This is a genomic window from Nostoc sp., from assembly GCF_036917095.1.
Lineage (GTDB): Bacteria > Cyanobacteriota > Cyanobacteriia > Cyanobacteriales > Nostocaceae > Nostoc.
The window spans coordinates 28,701-44,711 of the sequence record NZ_JBALFH010000035.1 but is presented as its reverse complement, the minus strand read 5'-3'; the positions used below and the strand labels follow the sequence as shown (position 1 = coordinate 44,711).

The 16,011-nt window shown below is 41.8% G+C and carries 11 protein-coding genes; 5 read left to right on the top strand and 6 right to left on the bottom strand.

Features of this window, described 5'->3' with window-relative positions; translation table 11 throughout:
* Nucleotides 1-592: 592 nt before the first annotated feature.
* A complete protein-coding gene (locus tag V7L01_RS18315) occupies nucleotides 593-1,822 on the top strand; it encodes a tetratricopeptide repeat protein (protein WP_335037083.1) in 1,230 nt (409 codons plus the stop codon).
* 106 nt (nucleotides 1,823-1,928) lie between these two features.
* On the opposite strand, the gene V7L01_RS18310 is transcribed toward V7L01_RS18315, so the two are convergent.
* Nucleotides 1,929-3,293: a sensor histidine kinase gene (locus V7L01_RS18310; RefSeq protein WP_335037081.1), complete on the bottom strand. Its 1,365-nt coding sequence runs from the start codon at nucleotides 3,291-3,293 to the stop codon at nucleotides 1,929-1,931.
* A gap of 535 nt (nucleotides 3,294-3,828) precedes the next feature.
* On the opposite strand from V7L01_RS18310, the gene V7L01_RS18305 reads away from it, so the two are divergent.
* From V7L01_RS18305 to V7L01_RS18295, 3 genes are all read left to right on the top strand, one after another.
* Nucleotides 3,829-4,530, top strand: a complete 702-nt coding sequence (locus tag V7L01_RS18305; RefSeq protein WP_335037079.1) for a response regulator transcription factor — start codon at nucleotides 3,829-3,831, stop codon at nucleotides 4,528-4,530.
* A gap of 209 nt (nucleotides 4,531-4,739) precedes the next feature.
* Nucleotides 4,740-4,967: a hypothetical protein gene (locus tag V7L01_RS18300; protein ID WP_335037077.1), complete on the top strand. Its 228-nt coding sequence runs from the start codon at nucleotides 4,740-4,742 to the stop codon at nucleotides 4,965-4,967.
* Between the two features lie 81 nt (nucleotides 4,968-5,048).
* Complete coding sequence (locus tag V7L01_RS18295; protein ID WP_335037158.1) at nucleotides 5,049-7,661, top strand: chloride channel protein; 2,613 nt, start codon at nucleotides 5,049-5,051, stop codon at nucleotides 7,659-7,661.
* Here the strand turns inward: V7L01_RS18295 and V7L01_RS18290 are convergent.
* From V7L01_RS18290 to V7L01_RS18270, 5 genes are all read right to left on the bottom strand, one after another.
* Nucleotides 7,658-8,227, bottom strand: coding sequence for a Uma2 family endonuclease (locus tag V7L01_RS18290; protein WP_335037075.1), 570 nt, complete (start codon nucleotides 8,225-8,227; stop codon nucleotides 7,658-7,660). The two genes, V7L01_RS18295 and V7L01_RS18290, sit on opposite strands and share 4 nt — an antisense overlap.
* Nucleotides 8,228-8,274: 47 nt before the next feature.
* Entirely contained in the window at nucleotides 8,275-9,855 is a 1,581-nt protein-coding gene (locus V7L01_RS18285; protein WP_335037073.1) for a DHA2 family efflux MFS transporter permease subunit, read from the bottom strand.
* A gap of 74 nt (nucleotides 9,856-9,929) precedes the next feature.
* On the bottom strand, nucleotides 9,930-11,189 hold the full coding sequence (locus tag V7L01_RS18280) for an MFS transporter (protein ID WP_335037071.1): 1,260 nt from the start codon (nucleotides 11,187-11,189) through the stop codon (nucleotides 9,930-9,932).
* A 287-nt stretch (nucleotides 11,190-11,476) separates the two neighbouring features.
* A complete protein-coding gene (locus tag V7L01_RS18275; protein ID WP_335037069.1) occupies nucleotides 11,477-12,949 on the bottom strand; it encodes an HlyD family secretion protein in 1,473 nt (490 codons plus the stop codon).
* Between the two features lie 162 nt (nucleotides 12,950-13,111).
* Nucleotides 13,112-13,579, bottom strand: coding sequence for a MarR family winged helix-turn-helix transcriptional regulator (locus V7L01_RS18270; RefSeq protein WP_335037068.1), 468 nt, complete (start codon nucleotides 13,577-13,579; stop codon nucleotides 13,112-13,114).
* A 765-nt stretch (nucleotides 13,580-14,344) separates the two neighbouring features.
* Between V7L01_RS18270 and V7L01_RS18265 the strand changes: the two genes are divergently transcribed.
* Complete coding sequence (locus tag V7L01_RS18265; protein ID WP_335037066.1) at nucleotides 14,345-16,003, top strand: hypothetical protein; 1,659 nt, start codon at nucleotides 14,345-14,347, stop codon at nucleotides 16,001-16,003.
* Nucleotides 16,004-16,011: the final 8 nt, after the last annotated feature.

Sequence of the window (16,011 nt, the reverse complement as noted above, 5' to 3'; positions counted from 1 at the left end):
TTCACGATACTACTCGTCATAGTCCTGGGAACTGATACCAAGTTTCTTAACTTCGAGAGCTAATTAGCTTTAATAAAGGATATCTATATTAATTACTTATTGGGAGCGTATATTTCCTGAGTCATGGGAAGGCAAATAATAAATTCTGTTAAAGTCTTCAGTATATTTCCGTAGTCGTCTTCAAGAGATTTGCGCTTGCATAAATTCTTTTAATATGCTATTAAGCTTCAGCAATTGCACTTAAAAGCCTCTGGTTGTATTAGCTTGATATTAAATTGACTTAGTAAGTACGTAGACTAAATAGAGACATAAAGCAATGTAGGGGAGTAGGGGGCAGGGGGCAGGGGGCAGGGGGCAGGGGGCAGGAGGCAGGGAGCAGGGGGCAGGGGGCAGGGAGCAGGGAGCGATGAGGGGGACAAAGGAGAATGACTAATGACTAATGACTAATGACGAATGACTAATGACTAATAACAAATGACTGTAACCCTTTGGAATTGCTGAAATAGGTAAATAATAGGGCATGGGGTTAATTACCAATTACCTCATTAACTAACTCAAGGCAAGGTATAACTCAAGGCAAGGTAAAGTACTCATGCTTAGGCGCTTAATTTTGATTGTTACTACCGCTATACTATTTAGCAGCTCTATGACGCTGGCAGAGACTAAAAAGCCCCAACCACCGGATAAATTTCCTCCTAGTCCCCTAGAAATTACCACACCCGATCCACTGTTACCGCGTTTGCCCAAGAATAAACAGCCGTTAACTCTCGAAGAACAGCAAAACTTAGAACCAGCGCTGGATGCCTTAAACCAAGAAGCAACGGCGAAACTGCAAGCAGGGGATCAAGTGGCGGCGTTTGAAATTTGGAACCGGGAACTTCGCTTGCGGCGCTTTTTAGGTTCATTAGCAGAGGTGCAAGCACTATCACGAGTTGGGGCGATCGCTTGGAAGCAAAACGATCCACAAGAAGTACAATATATTACGCAGCGATTGCAAGCAATTCAAAAGCAGGCACAATCTCAGAAAAAAACTGCCCAAACCGATCTAGAATTGTGGCGATCGCTAGCCCAAGCTTACCAAAATGTGCGATCGCTTAAACAAGCTGTGGAAGCTTATAACCAAGTTTTGCCAGTGGTGCGAGAGCAAAAAAATGCAACAGCATTAGTAGAAATGCTCAAGACAATTGGGGAACTACATTTGAGTTGGTTTGATTATCGCAAAGCTGCGCCAATCTACGAGGAATTGCTGAGTTTCGCGACTTCCCAAGGCGAACGTGTAAACGAGGTAACATATCTGCAACAGTTGGCTGAAATTTACGAGCAGACAAGCCAACCACAGCAGTCATTGAATGTACTTAATAAATTAGCAGGAATTTACGCCAATGAAAATAATCTTACTAAAATACCAGATTTAAAGCTAGCGATCGCTTCAAATTACGAATCTCTAGCAAAGAAAGATCCTAACTTACTGCTAGAAGCTTTTAAAAATTATCAAGAAGCTTATACAACTGCTTGGCAATTACGACAGTATGTTCGTGCTGGTGAAGCTTTGCAGAAGTTAATTGCGCTGTACCGTTCTCAAGGACAAACAGATGAGGCTTTACAGGCTAGCGAAATTCTTGTGCAGATACAGGCGCAATCCGTCAATTTTTACGGAATGATGCAAGCTTATGACCAAATTGGGCAATTGTATGTAGAACGCAAAGAGTTTCCTCAAGCACTAACAGCTTTTCAAAAAGGGTTAGAACTAGCGCAACAACTCAAACATCAGGAAGCATACTTTACTGGGCAAATTAAAAAAATCTCGAACGCAAATTTGTAACCAATATTAGGTAGTTGAAGGGAAATTGAAAAACTTGATGAGCTACAACTCTCAAATATGGACTTTTTCATCTATTTGAACCACAATCCCCTGTAGCTAGGCACAGCTAGCCCTGCGCCCGGACTTTAACGGTGAATTTTGTTCCCACTCCTACTTCACTTTCTACATCAATTTGTCCTTGATGTAAATCTAGACATTTTTTTACTACAGCCAACCCCAATCCAGTACCAACAATAGTGCCAACATTATCACCTCTGTGAAAAGGCTTATACAGATACTGCTGATATTGCAACGGAAGACCAATTCCTTCGTCTTCCACCTGGAAAATAACTACTTCTGATTCAGTACTTAAAGTCAACTTAATTATTCCACCTTGAGGCGAATATTTAATTGCGTTTGAGAGTAAGTTACTAAGTATTGAGTACAGCAATCTTTCATCTAATTTGGCGTGGGTGCATTTACCTTGACTGAAAAATTTAATCTGATGGTGTGGTTTACTACAAAACTTAATGTCTTCTATCAAATTAATACAAAATGCTTCCAAATCGACAATTTCTGGATTAAATTCCAGCTTACCAGCTTCAGCTCTACTTATAGTTAGAATATCTGTCAGCATTTGATTCATTGACCTAGCAGAAGATTGAATCCGATGCAAATTTTTTATTCTCTTTTCTTCCGTCCATTGTGGGTTACTTTCAGCTAGTAATTGAGCCGAGCCTAAAATAATACTTAGGGGTGTGCGAAATTCATGAGAAACCATTGAAAACAAGTCCAGCTTCAACTCACTTAATTCTTTTTCTTGAGCCAGAGCTAGCCTCATTACTTCAGCTTGTTGGCGCTTGACCATTTGCCGATATAGCAATGCGAAAACACTTAACAAAATCGCAAAACTCAGCAAAGTACTGCCAAATTCAATTAACATCCGATTGCGGATATTGTATTGAGACTTTCTTACCCATATCTGCAACAAATCTTGTTCTCTAGTTTCCATCAAAGTTAGCGATTGGCGGATTTCGCTACGACTTTGGTTGATTTGCTCGATTAATGAGCTTTGCACTGCAAAGGTTGATTTACCAGCTTGATATAATTTTATTGAAAGTTCTGACAGTCGTTCTCTTTCAGCTATCAAGGATTTTAGCTTTGTCAACTGTTGTTGTTGGCTAGAATCATCAGCAAGTTGCTGTTGTAGCGTTTCGACTTTAACATCTAAGGTTTTCATCGCCTGCTGGTAACGTTTGAGTTCAGGCTGATTTTTAAGCAGAATATAACCCCGTCTTCCGGCTTCAGCATCAGTCAATGTCGCAAAGACATCTATCAAGTCTTTTAGTGCCTCATGGGTACGCTTTACTTTATCGGCGCTTTGAATTAGCTGAGTAGCATTCTGGTAAGAAATTAAGCTAACAATACCCATCAGCAATAAAGATAAACCAAAGGCTCCAGCAATCCATTTCCTTTCTAGCGACCATTTCATAAACAATACTTAAGTAAGTCGGTGAGAATAAATCAAACTAGATTAAGTAATGTAAAAAATATTGAGATTAGTTCGTAGTGAGGACTTTAGTCCTCTTATGAGGGCTTCAGCCCTCTCTGCGAGACGCTTCTCTACGAGAGGCTCCGCCAACGCGAACACTACAAACCTTGAATTATTCACACCGCTCTACTTATATTAATGTATCGACATGCATCGACCGACAATGCAATTGTTTCGAGTCACAATGCAATTGTTTCGAGCCACAATGCAATTGTTTCGAGTCACAATGCAATTGTTTCGACCTGCAAAAATTAATCCACCATTTATTTACAACTATTTTCAGCCATTTTCAGTTAATTGAACCACAGATTTTCTTACAGAACATTGCCATACCCCCGCCCTGTGGTTTATTTACTTGAAAAAAGCTGTCAGTTATCTGGACATCATTACCTTCAGAAAATCACAGCTTCAAGTTACTATAATCCCAGATGCTTTTTGCTAGCTGCTGTTTGTCAAATAAAAGAATATCCTAACAATGCGTATCCTAGTGGTTGAAGATGATGTGCAACTAGCGGAAATGCTGACAGAAGCGCTTACAGAGCGTCATTATACAGTAGACGTTGCTCCAGACGGCGAAAAAGCTTGGGATTATATCAATCTATTGGAATATGACTTGGTGGTGCTAGATGTTACTTTACCCAAGTTAGATGGCGTGAGTTTATGTCAACGGTTGCGCGATGTCCGGCGACAAAACGATTCTAGCCTACGTAACTCTGCCCTACCCGTCCTGATGTTAACAGCTCGCGACACCCTCGCAGATAAAATTATTGGCTTGGATGCTGGAGCTGATGACTACATGACAAAACCTTTTGAAATGCCAGAACTAATGGCTCGGATTCGAGCAATGTTGCGGCGTAGCAGTGTTACAACTTCAGCTGACCTTTGTTGGGGAAGTCTGCGTTTAAATTCCAGCACCTATGAAGTTACATATACAGACGAACCTTTACATTTGACTCCAAAAGAATATGCCCTGTTGGAACTGCTGGTTTCTAGCGGTCGGCGGGTACTAAGTCGAGGTGGAATTATTGAGCGAATTTGGTCATTGGAAGACCCACCCAGCGAAGAAACTGTTAAATCTCATATCAAGAGTTTACGTCATAAACTCCGAGAAGTTGGCGCTCCTGATGATTTTATTGAGACAGTTCACGGACTAGGCTATCGTCTGAAGCAGCTTTAGTCTTGGGCTTGTGATTGTCTACCCGATTTTTACCCGATTTCTGCCTGATATTTCCACAACTATTTTTTAAACTGATATTTTGAATAACTTCTCGGAACACCACATAGCAAAATCTCCCGAACCAAATACATAATTCGGTTCGGGGGGTTTTGCTTTCAACTAATAAAAATCCTTTTTCATGTTGCTAACAATAAAGTTGGAGGTCTTTTATGAGACATCACACTATTGATGGAAAGTCAAATTTATCTCAATCCAGCTTGACTGAAAACTCAGCCGATAACGTTGGGCGAAAAGAATTGTATTTATTATTACTAATAGCTGCCGTCATGGGATTTTCTGTAGATTATTGGTTTAACCATCAGCAATTACCCAGACAATCCTCTGATACTCAAACTACGGTGTCAATACAAGCACCAGCAAAATCTTTCGCCCACTAGTAACTTATTCGTGTGATTATTTGATTATTAAAGTGATTGAATTAAATGGGTAGCCAATTGGTTGTCAAGTTTAGACTCAACATGGCACGCATGGGGCAGATTTTTTGGAAGCGCCTCTCCCATAGAGTTTTGCGCCCTAAACGTCTTGCAATGTTGCAAGCTTGTCTAATTGGTTTGGTCTCTGGATTGGCTGCTGTCTTGTTAGGGCAAGGCGTGGGATTGTTAGGTGGCTGGCGACTGCAAATATCTCATCAGTTTCCTGCTTTGTTGGCACTGCCAATAATTGGGTTAGTGGGTGGATTTCTTGCAGGCTGGTTGGTGGAGCGCATCGCCCCTGAAGCTGCTGGTAGCGGGATGTCGGAAGTAAAAGCAGTGCTGGCAAAGGTACCCTTGCCTCTGAACCTGCGAATTGCTTTGGTGAAATTGGTCGGTGCAACGCTGGTGCTAGCATCTGGGATGCCCTTGGGGCGGGAAGGCCCTACGGTACAAATTGGTGCAGCTTTAGCCAGTCAATTTAGTCGCTGGTTTCCTACCTCCCCCGAACACCGTCGCCAACTCATCGCAGCCGGAGCCGGCGCGGGATTGGCAGCTGCTTTTAATGCCCCGATTGCTGGGGTATTATTTGTTGTAGAAGAACTTTTGCAAGATGTCTCTGATATCACCTTGGGAACGGCAATCCTCGCTTCATTTATTGGTTCTGTTGTTGCCCGTGTTTGTGACAGCCATAGTTTAGATTTAAATTTGCATCTAGCGGCTGCCAACACCAGCTTTTATGTGTCGGAAATTCCCTTTTACCTGCTGTTAGGAATTTTGGCCGGAGTCGGCGGCGTGCTGTTCAATCGCGGAATTCTCGCCAGTTTGGGTTTAAGCCGTCGCTTTCTGAAAATCAGCTTACCTTGGCGGATGGGACTAGCTGGATTAGTAACGGGATTAGTATTTGCTAGCCTTCCCTCATTATTTCGAGACAACGCTGGATTACGAGAACTGTTGCTGACGGGTGAAGCAAACTGGCAATTAGTGGCGCTAGTTTTCTTTCTTCAGTTTCTACTTATCCTATTTACCTACGCTTCTGGTGCGCCTGCTGGATTGCTGGTTCCCACGCTAGGACTGGGAGCAGCTTTGGGTTATTTGGTAGGAACCTTAGAACACTACTTCCTCGGTTTGAGTTTGGCGACAACCTATGCACGAGTGGGGATGGGAGCATTTTTCTGTGGGGTGGCGCGAGTTCCAATTACGGCAGTCATCATCGTATTTGAGATGACAACCGACTTTAATTTAGTGTTACCGCTGATGATTGTTTCGGTAACTGCTTATTTGGTGGCGCAAGCCCTAGAAACTGGCTCATTATACGACCATCTGTTAGAGTTTAAGGGCATTCATTTGTCAAAAGAAGCCAATCCCCACGCACCTTGGACGCAACTAACCGCAGCCAATGTTATGCAACCATGTGTGGAAACTCTGGGGAGCCAGATGAGTTGGGATGAGGCATTGCAGGCATTTTCTCAATCCTCCCACCGCCACTTTCCAGTATTGGAAAACGGTAAATTGGTCGGAATCTTAACCCAACAAGATATTACAAATATCTCCCGAACAGGCTTAAGCGAGCATACCACTGTGGCGCAAGTGATGACTCCAGAACCAGTAACTACTTCTCCTGGTGATACCCTTGCCCATGTGCTGCACTTGCTCAATCGTTACAAGATTAACTGTTTACCAGTTGTGCAAGGAAACCGCTTGGTAGGCATCATTACCCGTAGTGATATTATTCGGGTAGAAGCTTCTTATTTCAATGGTTCCGAAGATTTCGTCGGTTCTAAACCCGAACCATCCCGCGTGATTTACCATAGCAGTGCCCCGGAAACTGGACAGGGAAGGTTATTGGTGCCATTAAGTAACCCGAAAACAGCAGGTATGCTCTTGGAGATGGCTATAGCAATTGCCCGCGATCGCCATTATGAAATAGAATGTCTGCATATTATTGTTGTCCCCCGCCACAAGATTCTTGCAGAAACCCAAGTAGATATTAAGGCAGCTATGGGCCCATTGGGGCAAGCAATGCAGTTAGGACAGACATGGCATATCCCAGTACATACCCAAATTCGAGTTGCTCACGACTTGTCAGAAGCAATTTTGCAAACTATCCAAGACCGTCATATTAATTTTATGCTGATGGGTTGGAAAGGCAGCACAGCCACACCGGGAAGGGTCTTCAGTCGGGTAGTAGATACGGTTATCCGGCAAGCAGCCTGTGATGTGGTATTAGTCAAACTCAATGAGCAAAGGCACTTGGAACGCTGGTTAGTGCCGATAGCAGGTGGCCCCAATGCCCAACAGGCAATTCAATTGCTCCCAGCACTGACTTCACTCAGTAAAACTCCAGTAGTCAACTTATGCCAAGTGTTTGAACCAAATAAAACGGAACCGGATACAACAACTCTCAAAAAAGCTGCTAATTTTCTCAAACAACGGCTCAACGGTTTAGTAACAATTGCTCCAGTCCATGCAAATTCTGTGTCAGAAGCCGTCTTAGATTGTGCTAGACGCAACCAGAGTGATGTGATTATTTTAGGGGCTTCTCGTGAGGGAATGTTGCAGCAAGTAGTGCATGGTAATATCCCAGCAACTATTTCCCGCAATAACAACCAAACTGTAATTTTGGTACGTGCAGCATCTGCTATTGGAGAAGTTAATTAATCTACTAATAATACATCTTCATATATAGTTGCAATCGCACACCGAAAATCAACGCTAGCTAAATACACTTCTTGTTCTTTTTCATAAGGGTAAAGTACCCAATATCCCTCCTCATTGCGGCGGAAGCATTCGACACTCATTCTGTCTGGTGAAATTAGCACATACTCTTGTAGTGATTCTAAGTGTCGATAACTAGCGAATTTCTTGCCTCTGTCATAGCCTTCTGTTGACTCAGAAAGCACTTCGATAATTAAGCAAGGATGGGACTTAAAATATTCAGACTCTCTATCCCTTGTATCGCAAGTGACCATTATATCGGGATAAAAATAGCGGTTTATGACATCAATTTGTGCTTTCATATCTAACATGTAGACACGGCAACCACTACCCCGGAGATGGTTTCGTAACAGCATAGATACATTCATGCTAACTGTGACATGAGCATCGCTTGCCCCTGCCATTGCGTAGACTTGCCCATCAATATACTCATGTTTGATTTCGCTTACTTTCTCACCTTCTAGATATTCTTCGGGGGAGATATAGTACTCACTTTGGCTAATGACCATTTTAGTACCTTAATGTTTTATCAAACATTTTAACCCATAGAACAAATTTAATGAGCGACAGCGCCACCAGTTGGCTTCACTTTTTTGAAGAATAAAACAGCAAGTCCACTGAGTAACAATGCAATGCCAATAAAGTAAAAACAATCATTAAAAGCCATTACAAATGCTTCCCGGCGAACTATATTAGATATAGATGCGATCGCTTGATTTTGTGCTACACTCAAATCTGCTCCCCGACTGACAAAATACTGTGTCATTTGGTCAATTCGCTGTTGAGTTTCTGGATTATATAAAGATACTGTATCACCTAATCTATTCGAGTGAAATTGCTCTCTATTTGCTAATAAAGTCGCCAAAGAAGCAATTCCGATAGAACCGCCCATATTCCGCATCATATTAAATAAACCACTTGCCGAACCTGCTTCTTTCGGACTTAATCCACCAGTGGCTATAGAACTAAGTGGCACCATAATTAGGGGTTGTCCCATTGCACGCACAAATTGCGACCACCGTAACTGATCTAATCCTGTTTCATTAGTCATTCCAGAGTTCATAAATGCACTAATGGAAAACAAAGTCACGCCAACAGCTACCATTAACCGCACATCAATGCGTTGCATCAATTTGGGAATGAGGGGAATAATAAAGAGTTGAGGAATACCAGCCCAAATTAATACTTCACCAATTTGCAGCGCATTGTATTTTTGAATTTGGGCAAGATACAACGGTAAAATATAAATTGAACCATATAATCCTACTCCCAGCGACACATTGACAATACTGGCTAAACCGAAGTTCCGTCTGGACAAAAGCCGTAAATTAATAAATGGTTGCTTTCGAGTTAATTCTATATAGAAAAATATCGCCAAAAATATTACCGCGATTACACTTAAGCGCACAATCAACGCTGAACCAAACCAATCTTTGCGGCTACCTTCTTCTAAAACAACTTGCAGAGAACCTAACCCAATTGCCATCGCAATAATTCCCCACCAGTCACCTTGTTTTAGTAAATTAATTTGGGGTTTTTCTTGCTTAATTCCATACCAAACACCAGCTAGCATTAATGCCCCTGGAATTACATTTATATAAAAGTTGTATTCCCAACCAAAGTTTTCGGTTAACCAACCTCCTAATGTTGGGCCAATTGAAGGTGCAAAAACTGCACTAAACCCAAATGCAGCCAATCCAACTGATTGCTTAGATTGGGGTAAAGTCGTTAATACAACTGTCATAGCAGTGGGAATTAATACTCCTCCGCTCAAACCTTGTAAGGCGCGAAAGAAAATCATGGAATTGAGATCCCACGACCAAGCACAGCATATAGAAAAGAAAATAAATAGTGCAGTATTTACTACCAAATAACGTCGCAGAGAAAACACCCGTGATAACCATCCTGTTAGAGGAATTACCACAATTTCTGCCACGAGATACGCCGTAGAAATCCAAGAACCTTCTTCTAGGGTTGCTCCTAAACTTGCTTGAATATCTTGCAGCGAAGCATTAGTTATTTGAATATCTAATACCGCCATAAATGCACCAAGCATACTGGCTAATACACCAATCCAGGTTTTTAGCGGTACACGCTCTGGTGGTGCTTGCTCACGAATTACACCTGCATTAGCCATTGTCTTTTTCCTGTTTCAAAGTTAAGTAGCAAAATTATTATTAAATCTTATACCATATCTTTGCGGTTTTTATCCTAAGCTCTCTTACTGATTACAATGCCCTTTTTCTCATAAATTGGAAGCATTATTTGCCTTAAAGCAGGCAACTGTCTACTAAAAACGAGCGAACCTAAAATACAAGCTATCCCATCTATAATCAAAGTATTAGGAGCACCAATATGGCTTGCTAAGAAACCTCCTAATAAATTACCCACGGGAATCATCCCTAAAAATGACATAGTGTATAAGCTCATCAATCGTCCACGTTTGTCATCCTCTACAATTGTTTGTAAAAATGTGTTGCTAGCAGCAATTTGGAGAATTGTTCCCAAGCCAACAAATAACATTGTAAATAAAGAAAATGGTAAAAATCGAGAATAAGAAAAGGCAATTAGACCAACTCCTAAAATTGCAGGAGCTAAGGCAATCAATTTCCCAATTCCTAAGATTGTTTGGCGCGTAGCTAGATAAATACCACCAGTTAAGGCTCCAACTCCAGAAGCCGCCATCAAAAAGCCCAAGCTTTCTGCACCACCTTTGAGAATTTGTTCGGCAATAACTGGTACAAGAATAGTATTTTGCAGCCCCATCAGGCTGACTAAAGCTGATAGCAATAGAATGGCTCTAATGGGTGGGAAAGTAAAGGCATATATAAATCCCTCTTTGACTTTTTGCAAGGGATTACCGTCAGTTACCACATATTTCCAAGGCTTAACTTTCATTGCCAATAAAGCGGCGATTACAGCAATGTAGCTCAAACCATCAAATAAAAAACAATAACCAGTTCCAACCCTGGCAATTAGTAAACCTCCGATCGCAGGGCCAATTAATCGCGCCCCGTTGATCGTCGTGGAGTTAATAGCGATCGCATTGGCTAAATCTTCTCTGCGTTCAACCAATTCTGGCACAAATGCTTGCCGGGCTGGCGCATCCAAGGCGTTAATAAATCCTTGAAACAAACTTAAGGCGATGATGTGCCATACCTGAATCGCACCAGTTAGCGCCAGCGCTGCTAATGTTAACGATTGAATCATCGCCAAGATTTGCGTAGCGATTAAGGTACGATACCGAGAAAAACGATCTACAAATACTCCGCCAAAGGGAGCTAAAAAAAAGCTAGGTATTTGACTCGAAAATCCCACAACTCCTAGCATTAATGGGGAGTTTGTCAAGTCATAAACCAGCCAAATTGTAGCAAGTTGCGTCATCCATGTCCCAATTAGCGAAATACCTTGTCCGGCAAAAAACAGCTGGTAGTTTCTTGACCTTAAAGCAGGTAGTAGCGGTTTTTTCATGTCAGGCTTGCTTTATACCAATCTGCTTTCATAAATATCATCTCACCTCATCTCTATACGCCTGTCTTTAGATGTAGTGTCACAGCCAGAAAGAGGTTTTTCATCTGTTTGCAGGCAATTTCGTATTAATTATGTGCGGGCAATTAACCACAATACCTGGAACCCCACCCCGCCAAAGCTACGCTTTGTCTCCCTGCCCCTAATCCCCAGAGGGGGCCCCGAGTTCCCCGCAGGCGGGGAGGGGTTGGGGGTGGGGTTTTTTTATGGGTAATTTGCTGGACATAATATTACTTAACTTCCACAGCAACTTCCGCAGACATCCCCGGAGTAATCCGCGATTCGTAACCTTGAATGCTCTTTTGGTCAAAAACTACTTTGACTGGAATGCGCTGCACAACTTTGGTAAAGTTACCTGTAGCGTTATCCGGTGGTAATAAGGCAAACTGAGCGCCGGAAGCTGGCGAAATACTGTCAACACGACCAACAAAGGTATGATGAGGGAAAGTATCCAGCTTGATTTCTACTGGTTCTCCTGGGCGCATCTTTTCTAATTGAGTTTCTTTGAAGTTCGCAATTACCCAATAGTTGTTATCCACGATCGCCATTAATGGTGTCCCCGATTGGACTCGGTTGCCAACTTCGACGTTCTTTCTACCAACTCGCCCGGCACTGGGGGCGGTAACGTTGGCGTAAGATAGTTGCAATTGTGCGTCTTTGAGCGATGCTTCCGACTGCGCGATCGCAGCTTTTGCCGCTTCGTATTGGCTACGTTTTACTGTTGTATCTTGTCCGCCTGCGGTAGCTTGTTGCAATCCTCCCTTAGATGCTGCCAATTTAGCTTGGGCGTTGGTGACATTTTCTTGCGCCTGCGCTAATTGAGACTGGGCTTTGGCAACACCAACTCTAGCAGAGGCTAACCTGGCTTGGGCTTGTTGTACTCCCTGAAGAGCAGCGTTTTTTTGTGCTGTAGCCACGTTATAAGCGGCCTTGGATGCGTCTAGCTGCTGGCGAGCGATCGCACCTGATTTATACAACTGATTGTAACGATCGTAATCTGCTTGGGCATTTTCCAAATTCGCGTTTGTTTGCGCTACCTGCGCTTGGGCGACGGGAATCCCTGCTTGGGCTTCTTGTACTGCTGCTTGCGCTGCTGGTATCCCAGCTTGAGCTTCTTGTACTGCTGCTTGGGCTGTGGAAATTGCTGCTACAGCACCACTGACATCTCCTTGCGCTTGAGTTGTCTTACCAGTGGTGGTTTGTGAACTTAAAGCAATATTCGCTTGGGCGGCTTGGGCCTGTCCACGAGCATTTTCTAGCGCTGCTGCTGCTTGTTGCACCTTACTTTCATAGTCCCGTGGATCTAGCTTCACTAATAATTGTCCTGGTTGCACCAGTTGGTTATCATTCACAAGCACCTCACTTACAGTTCCGGGAATCCGGCTACTAACTTGGTGAATGTTTCCGGCAACGGTGGCGTTGTCTGTTTCTTGGTGGGTGGAGGCGTATTGCCAGTAGTGGTAACCAAAAGCGCCTGCGGCGATCGCACCCACACCTAATCCTGCCAAAATCAAAGCAGTCGGTTTTTTGCGTTTTGCTGGAACTTCTTTTTCTTTCTCTATCTCAGGAGTTACAACAGGTGCTTCTGCTGTTGCCGATGTCTCTGCGGTAACAATTTCTAAAGTCTCTGAATCAGGAATCACTTGTTTTTCTAAAACTGGGGTTTTGTGTCCGTTGCGTCCGTTAAAATTATTAGCACCCATGATTGTTACCTCGTTTGCTCGTTCAATAAAATGATTGATAGTCTTTTATTTAGAATGCGTAATATTCCCTGAAAAAAAATCTCTTTCCTTAGTATGCGTAATATTATCTCAAAATAAATCTTTACGTCACTTCCCCCGGTCGGGTGATTATGGGATCATCTTTTAGGAGAGGTTAGCGATCGCTCGGTTTAAGATTTGGGAAAACACTTCCCGGTCAGCAAAAGAAATACCGTCCATCGCTTCATCACGCACGGCTGCGGCGATTGGCGGTAAAACAGCTTCTAGTTCCTTACCTGCATCCGTTAGCCAGATCCGCCAGATGCGGCGATCGTGGGGATCGCGTTCTCGACGCACCAAGCCGCGTTCTTCCATCCGATCTAGTACGCCTGTTAAAGTCCCTCCTACTTGTTTGAGTTTGTCCCCAATACTAGAAGTAGGTAAACCATCTTCTTGCCACAAACAACACAACACCAACCAGTGAAAAGGCGTAAGTCCGAAGGGTTCTAGCTTCTCAGTAAACTTGCGACTGAGGAGTTGCGAGACTAATTTGATTCTGTAACCCAAATTGTATGGTGCCAGATTTTGCTGCCACGAATCTAAAGCTGGGGAGTGATTAGATGTAGAAACCATTTAGCAAAATACTTAGTGTACGTACTATTATCATAACTATATCGATCTTTTTTAGCAATAGTTGCTTTTTACCAGTCTTAGGGAAGAACTTGAATCAACTGCTACTCTTTTACTGTACCAACAATGCGGTAAGACCGAGGTAATTTAGGGGACTGGTCAAGCCTATATCCAAGCATAGCTCAAAGCTGGTATTTGCGAAATAGAGGCTAGTTGTTGGGGAGCATCGCAAATGTGCAAGTTATATGAAAGCCAGGTTGTAAATTGCGATCGCAACGTAGTGGAGTGTTCGCGTTCAGCGAAGCTATGCCGAAGGCGTTGCCTCTCGTAGAGAAGGCTTTACGGTTCATTCGCAATGACCACTCATTATCTTAGTAGATTTGTTTGCATTGGGATGCTCCTGGGTAAAAAACAGAGCGTTGCTAGAATTATTGACTCTATAAAGAACCGTTCATGACTTGAAGATTGTACAATTCAATACGCTTGGGTTAAGGCTAAAACTTTTTGTCAAAGTTATTTTTTAACGAACCACGTTCGCGTAGCGTCTCGCAGAGAAGGACGCAAAGGACGCAAAGGAAGAGAAAAAAGAGAAGGAAGAAATGTTTAAATTAAGTGTATTGTTGTACAATCATAAAAATTGAAAAAAGCTTTTGATTTTCTTAAATTACATAATTTATTTAGACATAGACACGCACAATGATAATTTCCCAATTACAAAAAGTTTTAACAGCACCTATTACTCAAAAAAGCAGACAAAATAAATCTAGATTGACTGTTATCTTTTGGTACAGTCTCAGCCTAACTTTTGCTGTTGGTTATATTCTTATGGGGCTGCGACAAGCTTTTGCTAGTAAATATATAGTAAGCGATGATGCACGGGAATATATTTCTTGGATATATCGTTATTTTAACCCAGATTTATTTCCTGGGGATTTAATCGCTGATTATTTTCAGTCGGTGACACCAATTGGATATGGTATTCTTTATAAAATAATTGCAGCTTTAAATATAGATCCAATTTTATTTAGTAAAATTTTTCCAATAGTACTGGGGCTAATTACAACTAGCTATTGCTTTGTAGTCTGTATGCAGATATTACCAGTACCAATGGTGGGGTTTATCGCATCTTTACTTTTAAATCAAAGTCTTTGTATTCAAGATGACCTATTTTCTGGTACTCCTAGAGATTTTATTTATCCCCTATTTTTAGCTTTTCTATATTATTCAATCCGGTCTTCGGCGTTTGGTATATTAATTACATTTGCGCTCCAATGTTTAATGTACCCTATCATCGCTTTTGTCGATTTATTAATTTTAATTTTGAGATTATTTCGCTGGCAGAATGGGCAGATAACTATTTCTCAAAACCGAAAAGATTTTATTTTATTTGTAGCAGCCATTATGACTGCTGGTATTCTAATTTTACCTTATGCTATTCAATCATCACAATTTGGCCCGACAATTACCGCTGCTGTTGCGAGAACTATGCCAGAGTACTGGCATGGAGGAAGAGTCAGCTATTTTAGTCATAATATTATTAGTTATTGGTTTGATGGTAGAGATAGCGGTTTTTTTGCTTTAATTTCACCTCCTCAACTATTATTTGGTTTATTATTACCAATTATCCTAAAATTTAAGTCTCACTTTCTCCTAAGCAAACAAGTAAAGGATGAAGTCAAACTATTACTACAGGTAGTAATAGCTAGTTTAATTATGTTTTTTACTGCCCATGCCTTAGCTTTTAAACTGCACTGGCCTAGCCGCTATACCCATCATACTTTTAAGATGGTACTTGCTCTTGCAGCAGCAATCTCTATTACCTTAATTTTAGATGCTACATTTCAATGGTCGAGACAAAATGGCAGACAAATTTTAATCTTAGGGACTATTACCATCCTTGGTGCAGGACTCGTTTTGTACCCTAGCAGCTTAAAAGTTTTTCCCAAAACCCCTTATGTAGAGGGTCAAGCCCCAACATTATATAATTTTTTGCAAAAGCAACCGCAAAATATTGTCATAGCCTCTACTTCCGAAGAAGCTGATAACATACCTATCTTTGCTCAAAGAACAATTTTGGTGGGTAAAGAATATGCATTACCCATCCATACAAAATATTACGCTCAATTTCGCAAGCGGATGATTGACCTTATTAATGCCCAATATACTGAAGATATTAATCAGATTAAAGACTTTGTTCAAAAATACCACATAACTTTTTGGTTATTAGAACGTTCTGCATTCCTTCCAGAATATATAACTAAAAAAACTTGGCTACAACAATATCAGCCGGCGGCACAACAAGCGAACGCAAAGTTACAGAATGGTCTACCTATTTTAGCAACATTAATTAACTCTTGTGCAGTTTTGGAGACTGATAATTTAGTCCTTGTGAAAACAGAATGTATCAAAGCAGCAACGAAGACTTGAACACAATG

Excerpts from the sequence above, each read along its gene's own strand:
- V7L01_RS18280 (WP_335037071.1), bottom strand. The coding sequence starts at position 11,189 with ATGAAAAAACCGCTACTACCTGCTTTAAGGTCAAGAAACTACCAGCTG.
- V7L01_RS18310 (WP_335037081.1), bottom strand. The coding sequence starts at position 3,293 with ATGAAATGGTCGCTAGAAAGGAAATGGATTGCTGGAGCCTTTGGTTTA.
- V7L01_RS18270 (WP_335037068.1), bottom strand. The coding sequence starts at position 13,579 with ATGGTTTCTACATCTAATCACTCCCCAGCTTTAGATTCGTGGCAGCAA.
- V7L01_RS18295 (WP_335037158.1), top strand. The coding sequence starts at position 5,049 with ATGGCACGCATGGGGCAGATTTTTTGGAAGCGCCTCTCCCATAGAGTT.
- V7L01_RS18300 (WP_335037077.1), top strand. The coding sequence starts at position 4,740 with ATGAGACATCACACTATTGATGGAAAGTCAAATTTATCTCAATCCAGC.
- V7L01_RS18315 (WP_335037083.1), top strand. The coding sequence starts at position 593 with ATGCTTAGGCGCTTAATTTTGATTGTTACTACCGCTATACTATTTAGC.
- V7L01_RS18305 (WP_335037079.1), top strand. The coding sequence starts at position 3,829 with ATGCGTATCCTAGTGGTTGAAGATGATGTGCAACTAGCGGAAATGCTG.
- V7L01_RS18290 (WP_335037075.1), bottom strand. The coding sequence starts at position 8,227 with ATGGTCATTAGCCAAAGTGAGTACTATATCTCCCCCGAAGAATATCTA.
- V7L01_RS18285 (WP_335037073.1), bottom strand. The coding sequence starts at position 9,855 with ATGGCTAATGCAGGTGTAATTCGTGAGCAAGCACCACCAGAGCGTGTA.
- V7L01_RS18275 (WP_335037069.1), bottom strand. The coding sequence starts at position 12,949 with ATGGGTGCTAATAATTTTAACGGACGCAACGGACACAAAACCCCAGTT.